Below are 24,043 nucleotides of genomic sequence, written 5' to 3'. Positions count from 1 at the left end.
CGCCCTCTCCCCCACCCGCCCTCCGCCCTCTCCCCCACCCGCCCCGACCTGGACCCCACCCCGTGACCACACCCCGCGCCCCCGGCCAGCCCCACCCCCCGCACCGCGCCCGCCTCCCCCGGCCTCCCCGCCGCACCCCGCGCGCCGCCCGCACCCCGCTCGGCCCCCGCCAACTGCACCCCGGCGCCTGGTGGCTGTGGGCACTCGGCCTCGGCGCGGCCGCCACCCGCACCACCAACCCGCTGCTGCTCCTCCTGCTCGCCGCCGTCGCCGGCTACGTCGTGGCCGCCCGCCGCGGGGACGCGCCGTGGTCCCGTTCCTACGGCGCGTTCCTCCGCCTCGGCCTGGTGGTCCTCGGCATCCGCCTGGTCTTCGCGGTCCTGCTCGGCTCCCCGATCCCCGGCACCCACGTCCTCCTCACCCTCCCCGAAGTACCGCTGCCCGCCTGGGCTCAGGGCGTCCGGATCGGCGGCCGGGTCACCGTCGAGGGCCTGCTCGCCGCGTTCTACGACGGGCTGCGGCTGGCCACCCTGCTGGTCTGCGTCGGCGCCGCGAACGCCCTCGCCAGTCCGACCCGCCTGCTGCGCACGCTGCCCGGCGCGCTCTACGAGGCGGGCGTGGCCGTCGTGGTCGCGATGACCTTCGCGCCCAACCTGGTCGCCGACGTGCAGCGGCTGCGCGCCGCCCGCCGTCTGCGCGGGCGCACCGACCGGGGCGTGGCCGCCGTGCTGAGCGTCGGACTGCCCGTCCTGGAGGGCGCGTTGGAGCGTTCGGTCGCACTGGCCGCCGCGATGGACACCCGCGGCTTCGGCCGCACCACCGACGTCCCGCCCCGCCTCGCCCGCACCACCGCCGCGCTCACCCTGTCCGGCCTGCTCGGGATCTGCCTCGCCGCCTACGGACTGCTGACCGCCGACGGCGCCGGCTGGGCGGCGCCCGTCCTGCTGCTCGGCCTGGCCGCGGCCTTCGCCGGTCTGCTGCTCGGCGGCCGCCGCTCCCCCCGGACGCGCTACCGCCCCGACCCGTGGTCCCTCCCCGAGTGGCTGACCGCCGGATCGGGCGCCGCCGTGGCCGCGTTGACGATCTGGCTCTCCGCCCTCGACCCCGCCGCCTTCGCCCCGACCGTCGTCCCGCCGACCGCCCCCGCCCTGCCCCTGACCGCCGTCCTCGCCGTACTGATCGGCCTGGTACCGGCGTTCGTCACCCCGCACCCGCCCCGGAGGGCCTCGTGATCACCTTCGAGCAGGTCTCCGTCCAGTACGCCGACGCCGAGGCCCCGGCGCTCAGCGGCGTCGACCTGACCGTCCCCGAAGGGGAGCTCTGCCTGCTGGTGGGCCCCTCCGGCTCCGGCAAGTCCACCCTGCTGGGCACCGTCAGCGGCCTCGTCCCGCACTTCACCGGCGGCGTGCTGCACGGCCGGGTGACCGTCGCCGGGCGCGACACCCGGGAGCACCGGCCGCGCGAACTCGCCGACCTGGTCGGCACGGTGGGCCAGGACCCGCTCGCCCACTTCGTCACCGACACGGTCGAGGACGAACTCGCCTACGGCATGGAGTCGCTGGGCCTGGCGCCGGACGTGATGCGGCGCCGGGTCGAGGAGACGCTCGACCTGCTCGGCCTCGCCGATCTGCGCGACCGCGCGCTCGGCTCGCTCTCCGGTGGCCAGCAACAGCGCGTCGCCATCGGCTCGGTGCTCACCGTCCACCCGCGCGTTCTGGTCCTGGACGAGCCCACCTCGGCCCTCGACCCGGGCGCCGCCGAGGAGGTGCTGGCGGTTCTGCAACGCCTGGTCCACGACCTGGGCACCACCGTCCTGATGGCGGAGCACCGGCTGGAGCGGGTCGTCCAGTACGCCGACCAGGTCCTGCTGCTGACCCCCGGCGCCCCGCCCGTCCTCGGCGAACCGGCCGAGGTGATGGCGCACTCCCCCGTCCACCCGCCCGTGGTCGGCCTCGGCCGGCTCGCCGGATGGACCCCGCTGCCGCTCACGGTCCGCGACGCCCGCCGCAAGGCCGCCACCCTCCGTACCCGACTGGACGGCCTGCGCCCCGCCGCCGCACCCACCGACCCGGCCACCGCCCCGCTCGCCACCGCCGACCGCCTCGCCGTCAAGCGCGGCCCCGTCCCGGCTCTGCGCGGAGTGGACCTCGCCCTCCACCCCGGGGAGATCACGGCACTCATGGGCCGCAACGGCGCCGGCAAGTCCACCCTGCTCGGCGCTCTGGTCGGCCTGCACGCCCCCGCCGCCGGCAGCGTCCGGGTCGGCGGCCGGGCCCCGCACCGCACCCGGCCCGCCGAGCTGATCCGCCAGGTCGGCCTCGTCCCGCAGGACCCGCGCGACCTGCTGTACGGGGAGAGCGTCGCCGCTGAGTGCGCCGCGGCGGACGGCGACGCGGGCGCCGACCCGGGCACCTGCCGCGCCCTGGTGGAGCGGCTACTGCCCGGCATCGCCGACGCCACCCACCCGCGCGACCTCTCCGAGGGCCAACGGCTCACCCTGGCGCTGGCCGTGGTGCTCACCGCCCGGCCGCCGCTGATCCTGCTCGACGAGCCCACCCGGGGTCTCGACTACGCCGCCAAGGCCCGCCTGGTGGAGATCCTGCGGACGCTCGCCGCCGAGGGCCACGCCGTCCTGCTCGCCACCCACGACGTCGAGCTCGCCGCCGAACTCGCCCACCGCACGGTGATCCTGGCCGACGGAGAGATCGTCGCGGACGGCCCGACCCCGGAGGTGGTGGTCTCCTCCCCCACCTTCGCCCCACAGGTCTCCAAGATCCTCGCGCCCGGGCCCTGGCTCACCGTCCACCAGGTCGAACAGGCCCTCGCCGGGAGCGCCGAATGAACCGAAGCCGAATGCCCCGAAGCCGAACGAACCCAAGCCGAACGAACCCAAGCCGAACGAACCCAAGCCGGACGAACCCAAGCCGGACGAACCGCACCCCCCGCGCGGGGAACCGCCCCGTCCCCCTCGGCCGCCGCTCGATCGCCACCCTGCTGCTCACCTCCTCGGTCGGCGTGGCCGCCTTCGGCTGGCCGCTGCTCGCCGCCACCGACTCCGCCCTGGTCGGCCACTCCACCGACGCCCCCTGGCTATTCGCCCTCCTCCTGCCGCTCCTCCTCGCGGTGGTGATCGCCCAGATCTCCGAGGGCCGCACGGCCGGCGGCGGCGCGCCGGGCCTGGACGCCAAGTCGGTCGCCCTGCTCGGCGTCCTGGCCGCGGCGGGCGCCGCGCTGCGCCCGCTCGGCGCGGGCACCGCCGGCCTGGAGCCGATGTTCTTCCTGATGGTGCTCGCCGGGCGGGTCCTCGGCCCCGGCTTCGGCTTCGTCCTCGGCTCGCTCTCGATGTTCGCCTCCGCGCTGCTGACCGGCGGGGTCGGCCCCTGGCTCCCGTTCCAGATGCTCGCCATGGGCTGGGTCTGCCTGGGCGCCGGCCTGCTCCCGGGCGCCGCTACCCTGCGCGGCCGCCGCGAACTCGCCCTGCTCGCCGGCTACGGCGCCGTCGCCTCACTGCTCTACGGCACGGTGATGAACCTCCAGGGCTGGCCTTATATCGCCGGCCTGTCCGGCTCGATCTCCTTCGTCCCGGGGGACGACGTGAGCGCCAACCTGGTCCGCTTCGCCGCCTACTGCCTCACCACCTCCCTCGGCTGGGACCTCCCCCGCGCCGTCCTCACCGTCGTCCTCTGCCTCACCCTCGGCACCACCGTCCTCCGCGCCCTCCGCCGAGCCACCCGCCGCGCCGCCTTCGCCGCCCCGGTCGAGTTCCGCCCACCGCCCACCCCCTGAACGGTGGTGCGCCCCGGCCGAATCCGGGGCGCACCACCTCGATGGGCAGGACGGCCGAGACCCGCGAGAAGCACCCGGGCGACTCGGCCGAGCTGTGGCCAGGCGCTTGGCGGCCTGGAACGTGCCCCCCACGGCCCCGACGGCAGCCGGCCGTCCGCTGTCAGAGGGTGGCGACGCGCAGCACGACCAGGGCCACGGAGGCGATGGTGAGGACCGCCGCCGGAGACGCGCCCTTGCGGTCGCCGACGCGCAGGTGGAAGGCGACCGCCCCGGCGAAGTAGAGCGAAAGGCCTATCGCGGCGGCGATCCCGACGGGTCCCCACCGGAGTCCGGCGATCGCACCGGCCGCGCCGGCGATCTGAGCGCCGATCAGGAAGGCCATCAGGCTCTGCGACAGTCCGAGTGTGGACATCTGCTCGGTGATGTGCCGCGTCCGCAGAGCCTTGGCCCCGGCCGATGCCAGGAGAAGCGCCGACATGACCACGGTGACGACGGCGAGTGAGACGAACATGGCTGAACCTCAATCATGCGATGCGGGTAGGAGGCGTGCGCACCTCCACGACGATAGGCGGCCATCAGGTACCTCCAGGTAACCTTCGGGGCATGAGCCTGCGACCGGGAATCGTCTTCCTCGCCGACTGTCCCGCTCTCCTGGCCATGGAGATCATCGCCAGCAAGTGGTCCATGGTCACGCTCTTCGCGCTGACCGACGGCCCGTTGCGTCACGGCGAGTTGGTCGAGCTGAGCGGCGGCGTCTCGCGCAAGGTGCTGACCCAGACGTTGCGTCGGCTCCAGGCCAACGGGCTGGTCGAGCGGCACGCGTACGCCGAGGCGCCGCCGCGCGTGGAGTACGGCCTGACCGATCTCGGGCGAACCCTGGAGGAGCCCATCAGGATGCTCACCGCATGGGCGCGGGAGAACGGCGAGGCGGTCGTCACCTTCCGGGAAGCAGCCGAGGCGGCCGGGGCTGTCGAGGCGGATCGGGCAACCCCGGCGCAGACCCCTCCCGTTGATGAGGAGCCGAACCGCTTCTGATCAAGAGAAGAGGCCGGACCTGGAGACCCTGGCGTCGCCTCGGGCAGCCTTCTCTCGGCACGGCGGCGAAGGGCAAGGCGCTCCTCGACAGCCCGTCCCGGTCAGCCACCGCCCACGTCGCCGTCATCGCGGGCGGCTGAGAACGCGGTTCGGGCCCTCCCCCGCGAAACCCGTGCGAGGAGAGGGCCCGAGGGAAGCGGTCAGCCCTTCGGGCCGGCCGACTGGACGACCTCGAAGGACCAGAGGGTCGAGCCGGAGGCCGCCGGGCGCTGCGGCGCCTCGCCCTCGGCGGGCGGCGGGCCCTGGCGGTGGGCAGCCTGCATGGGGCCCTCCATCCAGGCCTTGAAGGACTCCTCGTCGGCCCACCGGGTGTAGACGAGGTAGTTGTCGGTGCCCTCGACCGGGCGGAGCAGTTCGAACCACTCGAAGCCGTCGGAGTTCTCCACGGAGCCCGCGCGGGAGGCGAAGCGCTTCTCCAGCACCTCGCGCTGCTCGGTGGGGACGGTCAGTACGTTGATCTTGACTACGCTCATGGCTCCATCCTGCCCCACAAGCGGGTGGCGGCAGGCGCGGAACGTCTCCCCCGCGCAACGACGAGGCCTCCTGGGCATGGTCGACCAGTTGAACCGCGGCGGCCACCTCCGCCCGGCCCGACCCCCGGCGGCCGCCGAACCTCCACCGGCCCCCGCACCGCTCCGGAAGGGGCGGTGCGGGGGCCGATGCCCGTGGATCAGGCGATCCAGCCGGGGACGAAGGGCTCCTCCTCCGGCCGGCCGGCGACGGACACCCGGGCCCCGCCCGGCGCGGCGACCAGCGCGGTGACGGCTTCCCCGGCGGAGATCCGGCGCGCCACACCGGCGGGCAGCACGGCCGTGTCGCCGGCCGCCAGCGCGAAGGCGTCCTCGCCCAGTTCGACGGACAGGGCGCCGGTCAGGACGGTCCAGACCTGCTCGACGTCGAAGACGTGCAGCGGGCCCTGGCCGCCGGCGGCCATCTCCACGCGCCACATCGCGAGCGCGCTGCCGCCCTGGGTGGGCGAGGCGAGGGTGGTCATGGCGGCGTTGGGCGTCTCGGTACGACGGGCTTCGGTACGGCGGATGACGGACACGGGTGCGGCCCCCTAGAATGGTCAATGACGTTGTCCATATGGTCAATGAGGTTGTCTATCATGTCAAGCGACTTCGCTCCCCCCGGCTTCGAGCTGCCGCTGCGGCTGCTGCTCGCCTTCCGCTTGATCATCGACGAGCTGCACGAGCGGATCGCCCGCGAGGGCCACCCCGACCTGCGGCCGATGCACGGCTTCGTGTTCCAGGCGATCGGGCCGGACGGCACCACCGCCGTCGAACTCGGCCGCCGCCTCGGCGTCTCCAAGCAGGCCGCCGGCAAGACCGTCGAACAGCTCGAACAGCTCGGCTACGTCGAGCGCGGCAGCGACCCCGCCGACGCCCGCCGCAAGGTGGTCCGGCTCACCGCCCGGGGCGTGGACTGCCTGGTCCGGTCCGCCCGGATCTTCGACGAACTGCGCGCCCAGTGGTCCGACACCCTCGGTGAGGAGCGACTGCGCGCCCTGGAGACGGACCTGCGCACCCTCGCCCCCGGCGACCCGTTCCGGCTCGACACGCCCCGGTGGTTCGGGACCCCCTGAGGCACCCGCCGGCACGCCCGACGCACCACCAAGGCACCCGCCGGCACGCCCGACGCACCACCAAGGCACCCGCCGGCACGCCCGACCCACCACCGGGGCACCCACCCCCTACCCCGACCGCCGCTCCGCGGGCTCCGCCCCGGCCCGGTCCGGCCGGTCGCGCTCGTCGGCGCAGAGCGCGGCGGAGAGCTTGGTCAGCAGCGCCGCCAGGTCCGCGTACTGCTTCTCGTCCCAGTCCCCGAGCAGTTCGGAGAGCTGCTCACGGCGGGCCGCCACCAGCCGGACCGCCGCCGCCTCCCCCGGCTCGGTGAGCCGCAACGGCAGGCCGCCGGTGCGCGCGGCCAGCCCCCGGTCCTCGACCTCCCGGGCGGCCTCCTCGACGACCGCGAGCGGCACGATCCGGCGCTCCGCCAGTTCGGCGGGCTCGGCCGACCCGTGGTGGTGCATCTGCAGCAGCAGCCAGCTGGAGGCCGGCTTGAGGTCGAGCCCGGCACCCTCCGTGATCCTCCGGAACAGGTCGCGCCGGGCCTCCCGGGTGCTCAGCACCGACAGGGAGCGGGCGATCTCGTCCAGCGAGGAGCGCTCCACCGGATTGAGGCCGATCGACTCGCTCAGGTCGGGCGCGGTCACCGTCGAGCGCAGCTTCTGCTCGCGCAGGAAGAGCGACAGCACGAAGGCGACCAACGCCACCGGTACCGCGTACAGGAAGACCCGGGTGATCGACTCGGAGTACGCGTGGTAGATCGCGTCCTGCGTGGCGGCCGGCAGGGCGGCGATCACCCGGGGGTCGGAGGTGATCGCGCCGGGGTCGAAGCCGGCCGGCACCGGGACCCCGGAGGCGAGCGCGTCGGAGAGCCGGCTGTTGAGCCCGGAGGCGAACACGGTGCCGAAGATGGAGACGCCGAACGACGCCCCGATGGACCGGAAGAAGGTGGCGCCGGCGGTGGCCACGCCCAGGTCCTGGTAGCCGACGGAGTTCTGCACGATCAGCACCAGCACCTGCATCACCAGGCCGAGGCCCAGGCCGAAGACCAGGAAGTAGCAGCTCATCTCGAAGGTGCTGCTGTGCTCGTCCAGGCCGGAGAGCAGTAGCAGGCCCACCGTGGTGACGGCCGTTCCGGCGATCGGGAAGGCCCGGTAGTGGCCGGTCCGGGCGACGATCTGGCCGGAGCCGATCGAGGTGAACAGCATCCCCAGCACCATCGGCAGCATGTGGATGCCGGACATGGTCGGCGAGACCTGCATGACCACCTGGAGGAACGTCGGCAGGTAGGTGAGCGCGCCGAACATCGCGAAACCGACCACGAAGGAGATCACCGCGACCAGGCTGAACGTCCGGGAGCGGAACAGCCGCAGCGGCAGCACCGGCTCGGCCGCGGTCCGCTCGACCAGGACGAAGGCGACCAGCAGGAGGACGCCCAGCACGCCGAGCCCGACGATCTGCCAGGAGCTCCAGGCCCAGGTCGTCCCGCCGAGCGAGGTCATCAGCACCAGGCAGGTGGCCACCGAGGCGATCAGGACCGTGCCCAGGTAGTCGATCCGGTGCCGGCGCTTCACCTCCGTCCCGTGCAGGACGGCGGCGATCACCACCAGGGCGACCACCCCGACCGGCAGGTTGATGTAGAAGACCCAGCGCCAGCTGAGGTTGTCCACGAACAGTCCGCCGAGCAGCGGTCCGAGCACGCTGGTGACGCCGAAGACCGCGCCGAACAGGCCCTGGTACTTGCCGCGGTCCCGGGGTGAGACCAGGTCACCGACGATCGCCTGGGAGAGCACCATCAACCCGCCCCCGCCGAGGCCCTGGAGGGCCCGGAAGGCGATCAGCTCGCCCATGTTCTGGGCGATGCCGCAGAGCACCGAGCCCACCAGGAAGATCACGATCGAGGCCTGGAAGAAGCGCTTCCGGCCGTACATGTCGCCGAGCTTGCCCCAGAGCGGGGTGGCCGCCGTGGAGGCCAGCATGTAGGCGGTGACCACCCAGGAGAGGTGTTCCAGGCCGCCGAGGTCGCTGACGATGGTCGGCAGTGCGGTGGAGACGATGGTCTGGTCGAGCGCGGCCAGCAGCATCGCCAGCAGCAGCGCGCCGATCGGCACCCAGAGGTTGGGGGCGGTGACCTCCGGCGGCCCGGGCTCGCCGGCCGGGCCGCGGTCGGACGCGGCGATCGGATCCGTCATGGAGACTCCAGGGGTCGCGGATCCCGGTCGGCGGGGTCCGTGCGGATGATCACTCCCAGCCACCATGCTGTCAGAAATGCCCCGGTCTGCGCCGTTCAGTTGAGCCGAACGTAAGAACGGCGGCCATGCGGGGGACGTCGCCGACCGGCCGGCCGTTCATCGGGTCACAACCACCACCAACCGTCACAACACCCCCGCGGTGGCCCGGACGCCCCTGTCCACCCCTGGGACCGTCCTGCATAATCAGGCGCGTTCGCCCCCGGGGACACCCCTCCCGGGGCGGGCGGAAGACGATTCGAGACCGAGGAGGACCGGCGATGCCGGACCAGCACTGCCCGACGTGCGGCACCGCACGCTCCGCCGGGTGCCGGTGCCTCCCGGATCCGGGCCTGACCGAGACCGCCGTCCTCCCGCACCTCGAAGGCCCGCCGCTGGTCCGCCCGTACGTGCCGCAGGCCCTCGGCCCGATCGTGGACGCCCCGCCGGCCGGCGCCCCCGCGGACCCGTTCGCCACCACCGTGCTGCCGCCCGCCCAGGCCGCTGACGGCCCGCCGGCGCGACCGGCCGGGCCGGACGCGGACGCCTACGCGACGACCGTGCTCCCGCCGGTGATGTCGGTGCCGCCGCCGGGCCCCGGGCCGACGGTGGGACAGCCCCCGGCCGACGGCGCCGAGATCGGCTACTTCCCGTTCCACCCGGCGGCGCCCGACGCCCCGGGGCCGACCGGCGGCCGGGCCGCCCGGCGCACGGCGGAGCAGGCCCAGGAGGGCATGCCCGCCCGGCGCAAGGGCCTGCTGGCCGCGGCCGGCGCCGGGCTGCTGGTGCTCACCGTCGGCCTGGCGTACGCGGTGACGCCCTCCGCCGAGCCGGGCGACCGGGCGCAGCCCGCCCCCTCCACGACGCTGGCGCCCGTCCCGGTCGACCCGACCATCCCGGCACCGAACCCGAGCGCACCGCCGTCCACCAGCGAGGCCCCGAGCCCGTCCCCGAGCAGGACGGCCAGACCGACCACGAGCCGGCCGGCGGCGCCGAGCGCCACGGCCGTGACGAGCACTCCGGTCCCGGCGGCTCCCCCGGCGCCGGCCCCCACCTCCACCGCGCCGACCCCGACGGCCACCGCCACGCCCACTCCGACGGCGACCACTCCGGCCCCGACACCGACGGTGCGGGTGCTGGAGCGTGGGATGACCGGGGCGGACGTCAAGGACATGCAGCTGCGGCTCGCGGCCACCTCGTGCGGATTCGTCGACAAGTCGATCGCCACCAGCACCTTCGACTGGTGGACCGCGACGGTGCTCGGCGACTACCAGCGCAGCTTCAAGATCAAGGGCGAGACGGGTCCGAGCGGCGCCTTCTACGGGCCGAAGACCCGGGCCGCCCTGGAGAGCGACCCGGGTACCTGCTGACCCCCGGTCAGCCGGTGATCGCCTGGAAGATGCTGAACCCGGCCATCAGCACCATGATCCCGGCCGCCACCCGGATGATCATCTTCATCGGGACGTGCTTCAGCAGCTTCTGGCCGCCGAGGATGGCGATCCCGGCGACGGCGCAGAGCGCCAGCCAGGCGCCGAGGCCGACGGCGAGCGGGTCGGCGTACTTGGCCGCGAGGTTGGCGGTCATGATCTGGGTGAGGTCGCCGAACTCGGCGATCGCCACGACCACGAAGCTGGCCCCGGCGACCTTCCAGAAGCTGTTGGCGGACGGCTCCTTGGCGGCGTGGCCGTCCTCGTCGTCACCGCCGCCGTGGAAGAGCAGCATCGCGGCCCCGGCCAGGAACAGCAGGCCGGTGACGCCCTCCACCCAGCGGTGCGGGAGCAGCGCGAGCAGGTGCCCGGCGACCAGGGCGATGCCGACCTGGAGGGCGAAGGCGGCGGCGATGCCCGCGAAGACATAGCTCGCCCGGTACTTGGCGCCGAGCATCAGGCTGGCCAGGGCGGTCTTGTCCGGCAGTTCGGACAGGAAGACGATGCCGAAGGTGATCGCGGCTACGGTCAGGCTCATCGGGGGTTCGGTATCCCTCAGGGGTCGGGCTGCCCGGCCTCGGCAGCTCCGTGAGGGGTCGCTCCGGCCCGACAGCGCTGGTCAGAACATCACAGCACTGCGGCCGAAGGTCTCGCCGGCATCCAGCTGACAGATGCCCCGGGCGCCGGGCCCCGAGGGGCCAGTATGTCGACGGTCCGGTGGAGGGCTACTCCCCTTCAACGCGCCAAGCCTACCCGACGGCGCCGGGCGGCGAGGCGCCCAGCAGCCCGCGGGCGACCAGCTCCAGCACCACGACGACCGCCACCGACTCCACCGCCAGCAGAGCGACCAGCACGAACAGCTGCACCGCGCCGGCCTGTACCGGGGAGGCGCCGCCGAGCAGCATGCCGACGAACGCCCCGGGCAGCGTGACCAGGCCCACCGTCCTGGTCTGGTCGAGGGCCGGGACGAGCGAGGTCGCGGCGGCCGTCCGGCAGATCTCCAGCCGGGCGTCGCGCTCCTCGAAGCCCAGCGCGAACGCCGCCTCCACCTCGCCGTGCCGCTGGCGCAGCTCGTCCAGGGCACGCCGGCCGGCGAGCGAGGTCGCGGTGAGCGCTCCGCCGATCAGGATGCCCGCCACCGGGATGACCGAGAGGCCCTTCGGCGGCAGCAACCCGACCCCCAGCAGCAGCCCGAGCACCGGCAGCACCCCGGCGCCGATCGGCACGGCCGCCCGGACCCACTGCGGGCCGGCGGTCAGCCGCCGCCCGGCGGTGCGCACCGCGACCGCGAACATCAGCAGCACGAACAGCGCCGACCACCAGAGCGAGCCGACCACCCAGGTGATCACCAGCGCGACGGCGGCCAGCTGCGCCGCCGCGCGCAGCCCGGCCCGCAGCACCGCGTGGCCGTGCCCGAGCAGGCCCCACCCGGCCACCGCCACGGCGGCGGCCAGCAGCACGGCGGCGACCACCCCCAGCAGGGGGGTGACCGGCAGCAGCTGGTTCCCCGCGGCCGCCGCGAGCGCCATGCCTCAGATCCAGCTGGTGAACCACATCCGGTCCTGCCAGGACGTCATGGGGATCACCTCCGCCGTGTAGAGCGGATAGAAGAAGGCGAAGCAGGCCACGATCGCCAGCACGATCAGCCCGGCCCCGGCCGCACCCACCCGGCGCCGCTCGGGCGAGCACCCGGCCGGGCCGAGCATCGCCCCGAGCATCTGCGCCACGGCCAGGCAGAGGAAGGGCACCAGCACCACCATGTAGAACGAGAAGACCGTCCGCTCCTGGTACTGGAACCACGGCAGGTAGACGCCGGCGACGCCGCAGAGCACCGCGCCCGAGCGCCAGTCCCGGCGGAAGAACCAGCGCCAGAGCAGGTAGGCCAGGGCGAAGCAGGCCGTCCACCAGAGCAGCGGGGTACCGAGGCCGAGGATCTGCGCGGCGCAGCCGCCGGAGGCCGTGCAGCCCTGCTGCCCGTTCGGCACCTGCTCCCAGTACATGGAGACCGGGCGGCCCTGGACCAGCCAGCTGAACGGGTTCGACTGGTAGGTGTGCGGGGTGCTCAGGCCGGTGTTGAAGTCGTACATCTGGGCGTGGTAGTGCCAGAGGCTGCGCAGCGGCGCCGGCACCCAGCTCAGCGGGACCTGCGGCAGCGGGACGCCGAGGAAGCTGTCGGCGGAGAGGCCGGCCCGGTCGTCGGCCCAGTGCCGGTCGTACCCGCCGCCGGTGCGGCCGCCGGCGGCGAGCCAGCCGGCCCAGGAGCCGACGTACACCACGAGGGCCGAGCCGACCATGGCGAGCAGGGCGGGCAGCGCGTCCCGGCGCAGCATCGAGCGCCAGGGGCGGCGGGCGCCGGCCCAGCGGCGGCCGGACTGGTCCCAGAGCACGGTGAGCAGGCCGAACGCGGCGAGCACCATGACGCCGTTCCACTTGACCGCGCAGGCGGCGCCGAGCGCGACCCCGGCGGCGATCCGCCAGGGTCGCGGGCCGAGGCGGATCCGGTCGCCGTCCGGCTGCGCGCCGTCGCGGGCGGACGCCAGCCGGGCCCGGGTGCGGTCGCGGTCGACCAGCAGGGAGCCGAAGGCGGCGAGCACGAAGAACATCTGGACGCCGTCCAGCAGGCCGACCCGGCTCATCACGAGCTGGAGCCCGTCGACGGCCATCAGCAGGGCGGCGGTGCAGCCGATCAGGGTGGAGCCGAACAGCCGGCGGCCGATCCGGGCCAGCATCAGCACGGTCACGGTGCCGAGCAGCGCGGTCATGAAACGCCAGCCGAAGGGGTGCAGGCCGAAGCCCCATTCGCCGAGCGAGATGACCCATTTGCCGAGCGGCGGGTGGGCGATGAACTCCGGCGCGGAGGTGAGCGGGATGCGCTGCGGCAACCCCAGGATGTCGGCGTTGGCGCTGTCCGGCCAGGTGCCCTCGTAGCCCTGTCGCAGCAGCGACCAGGCGTCCTTGGGGTAGTACGTCTCGTCGAAGACGAAGGCGTTGGGGTAGCCGAGGTTCCAGAACCGCAGCAGTCCGGCGAAGAGCGCCACGCCGATCGGCCCGAGCCAGCCGGCCCGTTCGGCCGCCCAGCGCGGCAGCCCCCGACGGGCCGGTACGGGGGCTGCGGGGGCCGCTGGTGCGGGTGGGTGCGTGAGCGCCGCTTGCGTCATAGCCTCGCCGATTCGCCTGTCTCGCCTGTGCCGGTCGGAGCCGGACGGTCAACAGCCACTGACACTATGTGCCGGTGGTCACGAATCCAAGCGCGACGAGCGCCGTCCAGGTGACCCGGACGGCGCAGTCGTGGCATGTCAGACCGGGCGTCACGCCGCGGTCTGGAGCTCCCGGACCGGGAGGGTCGTCCGGACGACGGCCGGGGCCGCGTTGTCCTGGACGGCGGTGAGGTACGGGCGCAGCCGCAGCGCCAGGACCACGATCAGCACGGTGGAGCCGGCCATCGCCGCCAGGTAGAGCGGCCAGGTGCCGGAGCCGACCAGCAGCACGCCGACGGCCGGGCCGACCGCGATCGCGACCTGCTTCACCAGGGCGTACCCGGAGTTGTAGGTGCCGAGCAGCCGGGCCGGGGCGAGATCGGCGACGATCGGGCCCAGCGTGGGGGCGAGCAGCGACTCGCCCACCCCGAACAGGGCGTAGATCGAGACGATCGCGACCGTGGCGGCCATGGTCTCGGTCCGGATCAGGCCGGCCACCAGGGCCATCGCCCAGGCACCCAGCCAGACCACGCCGGCCGCGGCCATCGCGGTGGTGCGCCGGCGGCGGGCGGTGATCCGCACCACGAACATCTGCAGCACGACGATGGTCAGCGCGTTGGCGCCGATGGCGATGCCCAGGGTGGAGGGCGCGGTGCCGACGGTGTCGGTGGCGAAGGCCGCGACACCGGACTCGAACTGGCCGTAGCAGGTGAAGAAGATCAGCCCGGCGAGCACGCAGAGCCGCAGCATCGCCTTGTCGGCGACCAGCGCGCGCAGGCCCTGGGGGCCCTTGGCCGCGCCCGGGACCAGGACCGGGGCCGCGTTCGGGATCCGGGCGCTGCCGGTGACCAGGGCCAGGCCCAGGAAGGTGACGGCCTCGATGGTGAACAGCCGGGTCAGGCTGGCCGGGTCGGCGACGTCCACGATCTGGCCGCCGACCAGCGCGCCGATGCCCATGCCGAGGTTGATCAGGGTGAACTGCAGCGCGAAGGCGTGCGACCTGGTCGCGGCGGTCGAGCAGCGGACGATCATGGTGGCGAGCGCCGGCTGGCAGGTGGTGACACCCGCGCCGAACAGGAAGGACGAGACCAGCAGGGCCGGGGTGCCGGTGGCGTGGCCGAAGGCGAACGCGCCGGTGGCGGCGAGCGCGGCGCCGGCGAGCAGCACCGGGCGCGGGCCGTACCGGTCGATGCCGCGGCCGGTGAACGGGAGCACCGCGAGCGCGGCCAGCGCGAAGACGGTGAACACCATCCCGGCGGCCAGCGAGCCCAGCCCCCGCACCTGGTCCACGTACACGAACATGTACGGCATCGTGAATCCGCTGCCGAACGCACTGAGCGCGTTGCCGATCTGGACGCGGCGCAGCGGGCCGCCCGCCCCATGACGCCGCTGCCTCTGCTGCTTCACCGTGCCGGTCACCGTGCACACCCCTTCGCTGGTTTCAATGAATACTCTTAAGGGCAGAAGATTTAAGAGCTAAAGTCTGCCGAGATAAAGTCTTAGCACCGGAAGACTGCGGAGTCAAAGGCTTAAGGTCTGCACCCCCACGTGCGACACTGGTCCGCATGACAGCAGACAAGCCCGCGCCGGCCGCCCCCGACGAGCTGGGCATCGCCGAGCAGGTGGCCGTCTACCAGCGGGAATTCCCCACCGTGGACCCGCAGGTGGAGACCATCGTGCAGACCCTCTCCCGGGTCGCCCGGCGGATGGGCGTCTCCTACAGCCGGCAGCTGACTGTGCTGGGAATCACCTCCGCCGAGTGGGAGGTGCTCAAGGCCCTGGTGGTCGCCGGGAACCCGTACCGGCTGGGACCGGGCGAACTGGCCAAGCGGCTCGGGCTCACCCCGGCCGCGATGACCCACCGGATCGACCGGATGGTCGCCGAGGACCTCGTCACCCGGGAGCGGGACGAGACCAACCGGGTCCGGGTGATCATCGAGCTGACCGAGAACGGCCGCGACAAGTGGCTGGAGTCGATGCGGATGGCGGCCGTCTTCGAGGAGGAGCTGCTCCAGGACGTCGTCGGCGAGGACCGCACCGTGCTGTCCGCGATGCTGGCCCGGATGCTGCGCCGGATCGAGGAGAGCCAGCCCGACGCCCTCGGGCGCACCGACGACCTGGCCTGAGCCCGGCGGGCCGGTGGCCCGGTGGCCTGGTGGCCCGGCCCGAGCCCGGTGGCCCGGGGCGGCCGGGCGGCCCGCCCCGGGCCCGGGAACGTGGAAAGTCCGGCCCGCCGGGGTGTCGTCCCCCGGCGGGCCGGACTCGTGGTGCGAGGGTCCGTCAGGGCCCTCAGATCTTCAGGTGCTGCTCAGGTGCGCGGGCCCGCGGACGGCCGGGCACCTGAACGGTGGAGCGGTACGGCCTCAGCAGGGGCCGTTGTCGGTCCAGACGCCCCACTGACCGGTGGTGGCGGGGTCCTCGCCCTTGGTCCACCACTTGTTGGTGTAGTAGTGGCCCTTCCAGGAGACCTTGGTCGAGGTGGCGTAGGTGGCCGCCGCGTCCCAGCTCGGGGCGGCGGAGCAGCCGGCCGGAGAGGTCGGGGTGGTGGTCGGCGTCGGGGTCGCGGTGGGGGTGGCCGTCGCGGTGGGGGTGGCCGTCGCGGTCGGGGTCGGCGTGGGGGTCACCGTCTTGGTCGGGGTCGGGGTGGGGCTCGGCGCGGCCGGGCAGGCGGCGGCGGACCCGTTGGTGGCCTCGACCATCTTGTCGAACAGCGCGGTCTTGGTCCCCAGGTCGTACAGCGAGAAGGCGAAGGAGCCGCCGAGGCCGTTGCAGTGGGCGTAGTCGACCTTGGCCTGGATCGACCGGGTGTCCTCACCGCTCCAGAACGTGGAGCCGTCGTAGAAGTACGTGGTCTTCGCCGTGTCGTCCCAGAAGGTCCGGGCCGGGTTGTCGACGAAGCCCGCGAGCTCCTTGTACATCTGGATGCCGGGGACGTTGCCGGACATCGCCGCGCCGGTGGCCGGGCCGGTGGCGGGCTGGAAGAGACCGTTCTTGCCGTTGTTCTGGACGCCGGTCCAGCCGCGGTAGTAGAACGGCACACCCACGTTGATCTTCTTGGCGGGGAAGCCGCCCGGGATGCCGTAGTCGGTGTCACCGGCGGTGTACGCCTTGATCGCGGCATCGACCGAGTACTTGCCGTTGCCCGGCGCGGCCGGGGTCATCGGGTCGTCCGGGCCGGAGTAGATCGGGGCCTGGTGGTTGGTCGGGCCCTTGGCGTCCCAGGCACCGTGCATGTCGTAGGTCATGATGTCCAGGAACGTGAGGTACTGACCGATCTTGTCGGTCTCCACGTTCCGGATCTTGTCCTGGCCGGCGCCGACCGCCGCCGCCGTGGCGTAGGTCTTGCCGTCGGTCTTGCCCTGGGCGTCCAGCTGCTCGCGCAGCTCCTTCAGCAGCAGGGTGAAGTTCTGCTTGTCGCTCGGGCTGGAGATGTTGCCGGTGTGGCCGCCGCCGCCCGGGTACTCCCAGTCGATGTCGATGCCGTCGAAGATGCCGGCCGCCGAGCCCGGGCCGCCGTAGCCGGCGTCCGTCGGCAGGTTGCCCTTGATGAACATGTCGATGCAGGACGAGACCAGCTTCTTGCGGGAGGCGTCCGTGGCGGCCGCCGCCGAGAAGTACTTGGAGTACGTCCAACCGCCCAGCGAGATCAGGACCTTGAGGTTGGGGTTCTTCGCCTTCAGCTTCTTCAGCTGGTTGAAGTTGCCCGCGATCGGCTGGCCCCAGGCGTCGCCGACGCCGTCGACCGAGATGTCCGGGCCGAAGCTCTTCTGGTAGTCGGCGAACGCGTCGCCCGCACCGTCACCCGCGTTGGGGTTGTTGTCGTCCTGGCTCGCGGCCTTGGTGGCCTCGAAACAGTTCAGGTTGGTGGGGTGGATGTTCGCGAACGAGTAGATCAGGTAGTCCAGCTTCCCGGCGACGCCGGTGTCCTGGATCGTCTTCGGGTAGTACGCGTTCGCGTAGATCGACCACTGGTCGAAGTAGGCGACCTTGATGCCACCGCTGGTGGCGGGCGCGCCGGTGGAGTTGGTGACGGCCGCGCTGGCCGAGGCACCACCGGTGAGGGCGAGGCCCGCGCCGAGCAGCAGGGAGGCGGTCGTGCCGACCGCGAGGGCGGCCAGGCTCTTCGGGCGCCGCCGGCGGCCGCCCTCCTGAGCCGGGGTCCCGGCCCTTTCGATACGTGAACGGAGCATGGGTGCGTGACTCCTGGTTGTGGGGGATCCGCCGCGCCTGGCGGGCTCGTACGGGGTGGGGCCGTACGACCAGGGCATGACAGAACGGGGGAAAGGGAATCGAGCGGGTACATGCCTGACGGACACCGGGATATGCCGAACCGGCGCCCGCGGCCACAGACCGCTGACGCCGGTTCAGGGGCTCCCTGCACCTGTGGATTAAAATGGACTAGACCAACTCGCCCGTCAAGGGGTGATGTTGAGGCTTGAGTCGCGCTTAAGGTTGGCCCCCGCCGGGCCGGCCCCGCTGACCTGCGGATCAGTACCGGACGGCGTTGGCCACCACGACCTTCACCGAGCCGGAGAGGTCGCGGTTGCTCCGGGCGGTGGCCTGGGCGGTCTGCCCGGCGGCCACGTCCGGAACGGTCACCGCCGTCGCGTCCAGGACATTGCCGGAGTCGTCGGTGAAGTTGACCTGAATCACGTACCGGTTGGACTGCTGCTCGTGGTTGGCGACGGAGAGCGTCGCCTCGGCCTTGCCGTCCGAGCCGATCGTCACCCCGCTCACCGTGACGTCCCCCTTGGCGTCCAGCCCGCCCTTGACGTTCGAGACCGCCGAGGAGGCCGCCGCCTGCGCCGAGGCGGCCACCGACGCCACCGCGGAGGAGGCCGCCGAGGAGAGCCCGCTCGCAGCCGACTCCACCGCCGAGGCGGCGGCGGAGGCGGCGGCCGAGAGGCCCGACTGGACCGCGCCGGCGGCCGAGGAGACGGCCTTGCTCGGCTCGCTGTCCGAGGAACAGCCGGCCAGCGCCGCCGTGCCCAGGGCGGCCGCGGCCAGGACACCGGCCACCGCCCGGCGGGGACGGCGCACCACCGCGGCGGTGACGTCCTGGGCGGTGGTGCGGGTCGGGTGGGTCGGGCCGGTCGGGCGGTTCGCCCGGGTCGGCGACTGGCGGTCCATGGGTCCTCGATTCTGTGCGTCGTCGTCCGCGCTGCTTCGTCTCCGCGCTGCGGCGGCTCTGCTCCGGCTCGGCGCCGGGCTGCCCGGCACACCTCACGCCCACCCTCCGAGGGCGCGACCGGGACCGCCAACAGGGGTGGGCATCCGGGTGACGGTCGCGGCGGGCCGCGACCGCGGGGTTCCGCGCACCGCCCCGGCGCGCGGAACTCCGGTGGGGCGGTTTCAGGACAGCCCCGAGCCCTCCTGCGTCTGCGCCTCCACGGCGGCCCGCTCCTCGCGCAGCCGCACCACGTGCCGGCGGCGGGCCACCACGCCGTACGCCGAGGCGGCGCTCGCGGCGAACGCCACCAGGCCCACCCAGGGCCGGTCGAAGGCGTGGCCGGTCAGGTGGTCGAGCGAGTACCGCCCCGGGCCCGCCAGGCCCAGCGCGAGCCCGGTCGCCCCCAGGAACGCCGGGTACTCGTAGCCGCCCGACATCACGAAGAAGCCGGACGGGGCGTGCACCGCGACCGCGCCCGCCATGGTGCCGGCCACCACCGCGCCGGCCGCCGGGGTGGCCAGCCCGGCCACCAGCAGCGCGCCGCCGCCGGCCTCGCCGAGGCCGGCCGCCAGGGCGCTCTGCCGGGCCGGGTGGAAGCCCATGTGCTCCATCGCCTGGGTGGTGCCCTCCAGGCCGCCGCCACCGAACCAGCCGAACAGCTTCTGGGTGCCGTGCGCGATCAGCACCCCGCCGACGGCGCCGCGCAGGGCCAGCAGGCCGAGATCCTTACGGTTCAGACACATGTCGAGTCCTCGTTCCAGCGGAGGTGATCCCCTCGTTCCAGCGGAGGTGATCCGGCTTCCATAGGAGCCGAAAGGGCGGGCCGGCTCGACCCGGGGCCGCCATCCGGGCGAACATCGGAGCACCGAGGAATGGAGGAACGATGGCCACCGACCCGCCCGCGCCGCCGCCCGCGTACCAGCTGGACGGCCACGCGATCACCGACCGCGTCGCGTTCTACACCGCCCTGGGCGCCGCCCTGAACGGCCCCGGCGGCTACTACGGCAGCAACCTCGACGCACTGGCCGACTGCCTGCACGGCGGCTTCGGGCCCGCTCCCCCGTTCACCCTGGTCTGGCGGGACGCCGGCACCGCCCGGCGGCACCTCACGGGCACCGTCGTCATCGGCGGGCGGCGGCTGAGCTACTTCGACGCGATCCTCGACACCCTGCGCACCGAGGGCGTGGCGGTCGAACTGCGCTGAGCGTCCCGATCATGCTTGGCCCATGTTCGTCTTCAACCTGAGCAGCGCGTTCATCGCCTTCTTCGCCGTCGTGGGCCCGCCGAAGGTCCTGCTGTCCTTCGCCCGGCTGGCCGCCACCCGCAGCACCCACGAACTGCGGCGGCTGGCGGCCTGGAGTTCCCTGATCACCGCCCTGATCGGCCTGGTGCTCGCCTACAGCGCGGACTTCGTGACCTCGCTGTTCCACATCAGCGACCAGTCGCTGCAACTGGCCGGCGGGACGATCTTCTTCGTCTACGCCGTCGCCCTGGTCCTCGGCATCCACCTCGGCGCCGGCACCGGCGAGGACGACGACCACCTGCCGAACCCGATGGTGGACGGCATCCGCGAACTGATGCTCCCGTACGTGGCCAGCCCGCTGGCGGTCACCGCGGTGCTGGTGGGCTCGCTCAGCAAGGACGACTGGGGCTGGCGGACCACCGTCGTCGGTGCCTACCTCGCCGTGGTGGCGATCAACTACATCTGCGTGGCGGCGCTCGCCCCGCTGATGCGGCGCACCCACCGGACGTCGCTGGAGGTGCTCTCCCGGCTGCTCGGCCTGCTGCTGGCGGCGGTCGGCGTGGAGCTGTTCCTGAACGGCCTGGCGGGGCTGGGCCTGCACCTGCCCGAGGCGCACTGAGGGCGGCGCGGCGCCGGCGCGGGCGTCAGGGCGCGACCACCGGCCGCCAGGGCACCGGGCTGGAGAGGATCATCGAGCTGGCCGGCTGCCCATAGCCGCCGAGGCGGTCGATCAGTGCCTCGAAGGCGGCCATCGCGGGGACCGCCACCAGCAGCACGCAGCAGGCCCCGCCGGTCACCCGGTGCAGTTGGAGGACCTCCGGCCACCGCGGCACCTCCGGGTCGCGAAGCACGCAGCGCGGGCCGTAGCACTGGAGCTGGACCAGCGCGGTGATCGGCAGCCCGGCCCGGGCGGGGTCGACGTGGGCGTGGTACCCGCTGATCACCCCCTCGGCCTCCAACCGGCGCACCCGTTCGGCGACGGCGGGTGCGGAGAGGCTCACCCGGCGGGAGAGTTCGTTGTACGAGAGCCGGGCATCGGCCTGCAGCTCGGCCAGCAGGCGGCGGTCGACGGCGTCCATGGCAGCTCCTGGAGAGGTTGATCGACTGGCTGGATCCCGCTCTTTTGCGATCGTAAAGGGAATCGGCGGGAAGACCTCTCGATCGGCAGGTCCGGCTGCGGTTGCCGTGCCCGGTGCCCATTCAAGTGGGGGCAGTGACCGCCGCACAATGGGGCCCCGGCCACTACGGACCAGCAGGCGGCCGCGTCACCGGTAGGGCGGCATCCGCCGGCCGGGTCATCAGGAGGGATCGGGATGGGGCACGACACGGTGGAGACACCCAACCTGTCGTTCGGTCGGGGCGGTGAGCCGGGTCGGGGCACCCCCTACGCCCGGTACGCGCGCCTGGAGGAGCTGCACAGCCTGCAGCAGCCGCGCAGCAAGGTCCCGGCCGAGCTGTCGTTCATCGTCACCACCCAGGTGATGGAGCTGCTCTTCGGCCTGCTCCGGCACGAGTGGACGCTGGCCCAGCAGGCCATGCGCGAGGACGACCTGCCGGCCGCGCTGGCCGCGCTGCGGCGCGGCACCCATGTGCAGGACGTCCTGGTGGAGTCCTGGGACCTGCTGGCGACCATGACCCCGCAGGAGTTCAACGCCTTCCGCTCGGTGTTCGGCGAGGCCTCTGGGTTCCAGTCATCGGCCTTCCTGCACCTGGAGTTCCTGCTGGGCAACAAGAACGCCGGCCTGCTGCGGATGTACGACGAGATACCCGAGACGCGGGCCGAGCTGAGCGAGGCGCTGCGCGCCCCCGGTCTGTACGACGACGCCCTGGCGCTGCTCGCCCGGCGCGGACTGGCGGTGCCGCACGAGCCCTCCGAGCAGCGGCACCGGGCCGATCCGGCCGTGGAGGCCGCCTGGCGGCAGGTCTACGCCGACCCCGCGCACGCGGCGCTGCAGCCGCTCGCCGAAGCGCTGCTGGACGTCGCCGAGCGGGTCACCCGCTGGCGCCAGCGGCACCTGGCCGCGGTGAAGCGCGCGATGGGCGCCAAGCCCGGCTCGGGCGGCTCCAGCGGCCTCACCTGGCTGCGCAAGGCCGCCGAGCAGGACGTGTTCCCCGAGCTGTGGACCGTACGGGACGAGCTGTGAGCGAGAGAGTGGGCAGGACGTTGGGCATCATGACGCGCGAGGAGTGCGCGGCGCTGGACGCCGTCGACCCGCTGGCGGCGTTCCGCAAGGAGTTCGCCCTGCCCGAGGGCGTCGTCTACCTGGACGGGAACTCGCTCGGAGCGCTGCCGGCCCGCACCCCGGAGCGGGTGCGGCAGGTCGTCGAGGAGGAGTGGGGCCGCGAGCTGATCCGCAGCTGGAACGAGGCCGGTTGGTTCGAGCAGCCCTACCGGCTCGGCCGACGGATCGCGCCGCTGATCGGGGCCGGCCCCGAGGAGGTCGTGGTCTGCGACACCACCTCGGTCAACCTGTTCAAGGTGCTGACGGCCGCGCTGCGGCTGCGCCCCGGCCGGCACACGGTGCTCGGCGACGGCGCGGCCTTCCCCACCGACCTCTACATCGCCGAGGGCGTGACCGGGCTGTTCGAGGGCGCGCGCAGCGTGCTGACCACCCCCGGGGAGCTCGACCGGCACCTGGACGCGGACGTCGCCGTCGTCGTCCTCTCGCATGTGGACTACCGCACCGGCGAGCTGCTGGACATGCCCGGGATCACCGCCCGGGTGCAGGCCGCGGGCGCCCTGATGATCTGGGACGTCTGCCACTCGGTGGGCGCCCTGCCGATCGAACTCGACGCGAGCAACGCTGACTTCGCGGTCGGCTGCACCTACAAGTACCTGAACGCCGGCCCCGGCGCGCCGGCCTTCCTGTACGTGGCCCGGCGCCACCTCGCGGCCGGCCCGCGGCAGCCGCTGAGCGGCTGGTTCGGCCACGCCCGCCCGTTCGCCTTCGAGCCCGGGTACGACCCGAGGGAGGGCATCGGGCGCTTCCTGACCAGCTCGCCCTCGCTGCTCGGCCAGGCCGCGCTGGGCACCAGCCTGGACATCTGGGAGCGCGCCGACCTGGACGCGGTACGGACGAAGAGCCTGGCCCTGACCGACCTCTTCATCGCGCTGGTGGAGGGGCTGGAGGGGATCGAGGTGGCCACCCCGCGCGAGCACGCCCGGCGCGGCAGCCAGGTCGCCCTGCGGCACGCCGACGGCTACCCGGTGGTGCAGGCGCTGATCGAGCGCGGGGTGATCGGGGACTTCCGCGCACCGGACCTCATGCGCTTCGGCTTCACCCCGCTGTACCTGTCGTACGTGGACGTCTGGGACGCCGCGCGGCAACTGGCCGAGGTGCTGGAGACCGGCGAGTGGCGGGCGGAGCGGTTCGGCCGGCGCGGCGAGGTGACCTGACCGGACCGGAGCGGGGCCGGCTCCGGTGCGGGGCCGGCTCCGGTGCGGGGCCGGCTCCGGTGCGGGGCCGGCTCCGGTGCAGGGCCGGCTCAGGAGCCGGGTCCGCGGTTCGGCCTCGGCTCGGCTGCGGTTCGGCGCCAACCAGGGCGGGCAGCACCTTCTATGACGGGACGTCAGGTCGTAGGAGGAGCAGATGAACTTCGAGCTCGGTCCACTGAAGCCCGAACCCGGCCAACTGATCGTCGGCCTGATCTGCTTCCTCCTGGTGGTCCGGGTGCTGGGCCGCCGGGTGCTCCCGCGGATCGAGCGGCTCCAGGCCGATCGCCGGGACGCCACCGAGGGCGGCGTGGAGCGGGCCGAGGCGCTCCACGCCGAGGCGGATCGCGTCTACGAGGCCTACCGGAACGAACTGGCCCACGCGCGGCACGAGGCGGCGCGGATCCGGCAGGAGGCCGCCGAACGGGGCGCGGCCGCCATCGCGGCGGCCCGCGAGGACGGGGTCCGGGAGCGCGACCGGCTGGTCGCCGAGGCCCACGCCCGGATCACCGTCGACCAGGCACTCGCGGCCGTCACCCTCCGGCAGGACGTCGGCGAACTGGCGGTCGACCTGGCCGGCCGGATCGTCGGCGAGTCGCTGGCGGCCGTCGCCGCCGAGCGCGACACGGTGGAGCGCTTCTTCGACGAGCACTGAGCTTGGCGTTTATCCACGCACGTCACTCGACCTGCTGATCTGCGGTTCTTCCCGGGACAGCAGAGGCGGCCGTTCTCCACGCTTCGAGGTGTTGAGTCACGAAGCACAAGAGAACGGCCGCTGTGTATGAGTCTGCCTGCCGATGTGCCCGCTGGTGATGCATTGGGCGTCCTGTCCCGCTTTCGGGTCGAGTTCTACGAATGCCTTTACGCCCGCGCGGATGTGCTCTTCGAGCTCACGG

24 protein-coding genes are annotated in these 24,043 nt (G+C 73.3%); 12 read left to right on the top strand and 12 right to left on the bottom strand.

Translation table 11 applies throughout. The features are described 5' to 3' along the window. Window positions 1–173: 173 nt before the first annotated feature. From ABZ495_RS32790 to ABZ495_RS32780, 3 genes are all read left to right on the top strand, one after another. Complete coding sequence (locus ABZ495_RS32790) at window positions 174–1,232, top strand: energy-coupling factor transporter transmembrane protein EcfT (RefSeq protein WP_359839482.1); 1,059 nt, start codon at window positions 174–176, stop codon at window positions 1,230–1,232. Beyond that, complete coding sequence (locus ABZ495_RS32785; protein WP_359839473.1) at window positions 1,229–2,842, top strand: ATP-binding cassette domain-containing protein; 1,614 nt, start codon at window positions 1,229–1,231, stop codon at window positions 2,840–2,842. Before ABZ495_RS32790 ends, ABZ495_RS32785 begins: the two co-directional genes overlap by 4 nt. Window positions 2,843–2,982: 140 nt before the next feature. Then, window positions 2,983–3,786, top strand: a complete 804-nt coding sequence (locus ABZ495_RS32780; protein ID WP_359839480.1) for an ECF transporter S component — start codon at window positions 2,983–2,985, stop codon at window positions 3,784–3,786. Window positions 3,787–3,946: 160 nt separating this feature from the next. On the opposite strand, the gene ABZ495_RS32775 is transcribed toward ABZ495_RS32780, so the two are convergent. Continuing rightward, window positions 3,947–4,297: a DoxX family protein gene (locus ABZ495_RS32775; RefSeq protein ID WP_359802844.1), complete on the bottom strand. Its 351-nt coding sequence runs from the start codon at window positions 4,295–4,297 to the stop codon at window positions 3,947–3,949. 92 nt (window positions 4,298–4,389) lie between these two features. Between ABZ495_RS32775 and ABZ495_RS32770 the strand changes: the two genes are divergently transcribed. Further along, entirely contained in the window at window positions 4,390–4,821 is a 432-nt protein-coding gene (locus tag ABZ495_RS32770) for a helix-turn-helix domain-containing protein (RefSeq protein ID WP_359839471.1), read from the top strand. Between the two features lie 200 nt (window positions 4,822–5,021). Here ABZ495_RS32770 and ABZ495_RS32765 read toward each other — a convergent pair whose 3' ends face one another. Further along, window positions 5,022–5,354, bottom strand: coding sequence for an antibiotic biosynthesis monooxygenase (locus ABZ495_RS32765; RefSeq protein ID WP_329487423.1), 333 nt, complete (start codon window positions 5,352–5,354; stop codon window positions 5,022–5,024). A 197-nt stretch (window positions 5,355–5,551) separates the two neighbouring features. Then, the gene (locus ABZ495_RS32760) at window positions 5,552–5,929 is read right to left on the bottom strand and encodes a cupin domain-containing protein (protein ID WP_359839469.1); all 378 of its coding nucleotides are present in this window, start codon (window positions 5,927–5,929) and stop codon (window positions 5,552–5,554) included. Between the two features lie 60 nt (window positions 5,930–5,989). Here ABZ495_RS32760 and ABZ495_RS32755 point away from each other — a divergent pair, with 60 nt between their 5' ends. After that, a complete protein-coding gene (locus tag ABZ495_RS32755) occupies window positions 5,990–6,466 on the top strand; it encodes a MarR family winged helix-turn-helix transcriptional regulator (protein ID WP_359839467.1) in 477 nt (158 codons plus the stop codon). Window positions 6,467–6,574: 108 nt separating this feature from the next. On the opposite strand, the gene ABZ495_RS32750 is transcribed toward ABZ495_RS32755, so the two are convergent. After that, window positions 6,575–8,641 (bottom strand): MFS transporter, encoded by a 2,067-nt coding sequence (locus tag ABZ495_RS32750; RefSeq protein ID WP_359839465.1) that lies wholly within the window; start codon window positions 8,639–8,641, stop codon window positions 6,575–6,577. Between the two features lie 317 nt (window positions 8,642–8,958). On the opposite strand from ABZ495_RS32750, the gene ABZ495_RS32745 reads away from it, so the two are divergent. Continuing rightward, entirely contained in the window at window positions 8,959–10,047 is a 1,089-nt protein-coding gene (locus ABZ495_RS32745) for a hypothetical protein (protein ID WP_359839463.1), read from the top strand. 7 nt (window positions 10,048–10,054) lie between these two features. Here ABZ495_RS32745 and ABZ495_RS32740 read toward each other — a convergent pair whose 3' ends face one another. From ABZ495_RS32740 to ABZ495_RS32725, 4 genes are all read right to left on the bottom strand, one after another. Then, complete coding sequence (locus ABZ495_RS32740) at window positions 10,055–10,642, bottom strand: TMEM165/GDT1 family protein (protein WP_329487428.1); 588 nt, start codon at window positions 10,640–10,642, stop codon at window positions 10,055–10,057. A gap of 211 nt (window positions 10,643–10,853) precedes the next feature. Continuing rightward, window positions 10,854–11,633, bottom strand: a complete 780-nt coding sequence (locus ABZ495_RS32735) for an ABC transporter permease (RefSeq protein WP_359802854.1) — start codon at window positions 11,631–11,633, stop codon at window positions 10,854–10,856. 3 nt (window positions 11,634–11,636) lie between these two features. Continuing rightward, a complete protein-coding gene (locus tag ABZ495_RS32730) occupies window positions 11,637–13,262 on the bottom strand; it encodes a phospholipid carrier-dependent glycosyltransferase (RefSeq protein ID WP_359839461.1) in 1,626 nt (541 codons plus the stop codon). A 150-nt stretch (window positions 13,263–13,412) separates the two neighbouring features. After that, complete coding sequence (locus ABZ495_RS32725; RefSeq protein WP_359802858.1) at window positions 13,413–14,708, bottom strand: MFS transporter; 1,296 nt, start codon at window positions 14,706–14,708, stop codon at window positions 13,413–13,415. A gap of 158 nt (window positions 14,709–14,866) precedes the next feature. On the opposite strand from ABZ495_RS32725, the gene ABZ495_RS32720 reads away from it, so the two are divergent. After that, on the top strand, window positions 14,867–15,427 hold the full coding sequence (locus tag ABZ495_RS32720) for a MarR family transcriptional regulator (RefSeq protein WP_329487432.1): 561 nt from the start codon (window positions 14,867–14,869) through the stop codon (window positions 15,425–15,427). A 237-nt stretch (window positions 15,428–15,664) separates the two neighbouring features. Here ABZ495_RS32720 and ABZ495_RS32715 read toward each other — a convergent pair whose 3' ends face one another. The 3 genes from ABZ495_RS32715 to ABZ495_RS32705 form a co-directional block, all read right to left on the bottom strand. Then, a complete protein-coding gene (locus ABZ495_RS32715) occupies window positions 15,665–17,491 on the bottom strand; it encodes a glycosyl hydrolase family 18 protein (protein WP_359839459.1) in 1,827 nt (608 codons plus the stop codon). A 298-nt stretch (window positions 17,492–17,789) separates the two neighbouring features. After that, on the bottom strand, window positions 17,790–18,431 hold the full coding sequence (locus ABZ495_RS32710) for a hypothetical protein (protein WP_329487435.1): 642 nt from the start codon (window positions 18,429–18,431) through the stop codon (window positions 17,790–17,792). A 222-nt stretch (window positions 18,432–18,653) separates the two neighbouring features. Further along, window positions 18,654–19,214 carry a DoxX family protein gene (locus ABZ495_RS32705; protein WP_329487436.1) on the bottom strand — a complete coding sequence of 187 codons (561 nt, stop codon included), beginning with the start codon at window positions 19,212–19,214 and terminating at the stop codon, window positions 18,654–18,656. A gap of 140 nt (window positions 19,215–19,354) precedes the next feature. On the opposite strand from ABZ495_RS32705, the gene ABZ495_RS32700 reads away from it, so the two are divergent. Both ABZ495_RS32700 and ABZ495_RS32695 read left to right on the top strand, forming a co-directional pair. After that, the gene (locus ABZ495_RS32700) at window positions 19,355–19,675 is read left to right on the top strand and encodes a barstar family protein (RefSeq protein WP_329487437.1); all 321 of its coding nucleotides are present in this window, start codon (window positions 19,355–19,357) and stop codon (window positions 19,673–19,675) included. 22 nt (window positions 19,676–19,697) lie between these two features. Continuing rightward, window positions 19,698–20,333, top strand: coding sequence for a MarC family protein (locus tag ABZ495_RS32695; protein WP_329487438.1), 636 nt, complete (start codon window positions 19,698–19,700; stop codon window positions 20,331–20,333). A gap of 25 nt (window positions 20,334–20,358) precedes the next feature. Here the strand turns inward: ABZ495_RS32695 and ABZ495_RS32690 are convergent, their stop codons facing one another. Continuing rightward, the gene (locus ABZ495_RS32690) at window positions 20,359–20,793 is read right to left on the bottom strand and encodes an Lrp/AsnC family transcriptional regulator (RefSeq protein WP_329487439.1); all 435 of its coding nucleotides are present in this window, start codon (window positions 20,791–20,793) and stop codon (window positions 20,359–20,361) included. 234 nt (window positions 20,794–21,027) lie between these two features. On the opposite strand from ABZ495_RS32690, the gene ABZ495_RS32685 reads away from it, so the two are divergent. From ABZ495_RS32685 to ABZ495_RS32675, 3 genes are all read left to right on the top strand, one after another. Next, window positions 21,028–21,858 (top strand): tryptophan 2,3-dioxygenase family protein, encoded by an 831-nt coding sequence (locus ABZ495_RS32685; protein ID WP_329487440.1) that lies wholly within the window; start codon window positions 21,028–21,030, stop codon window positions 21,856–21,858. Between the two features lie 29 nt (window positions 21,859–21,887). Further along, window positions 21,888–23,111: a kynureninase gene (gene kynU / locus ABZ495_RS32680; RefSeq protein WP_359839457.1), complete on the top strand. Its 1,224-nt coding sequence runs from the start codon at window positions 21,888–21,890 to the stop codon at window positions 23,109–23,111. Window positions 23,112–23,304: 193 nt separating this feature from the next. After that, the gene (locus tag ABZ495_RS32675; RefSeq protein ID WP_359802867.1) at window positions 23,305–23,802 is read left to right on the top strand and encodes a F0F1 ATP synthase subunit B; all 498 of its coding nucleotides are present in this window, start codon (window positions 23,305–23,307) and stop codon (window positions 23,800–23,802) included. Window positions 23,803–24,043: the final 241 nt, after the last annotated feature.

This window comes from Kitasatospora sp. NPDC005748 (genome assembly GCF_040630735.1).
Lineage (GTDB): Bacteria > Actinomycetota > Actinomycetes > Streptomycetales > Streptomycetaceae > Kitasatospora.
Note: the sequence above shows the minus strand (reverse complement) of the source record. Positions and strands in the feature narration are given on the sequence as shown.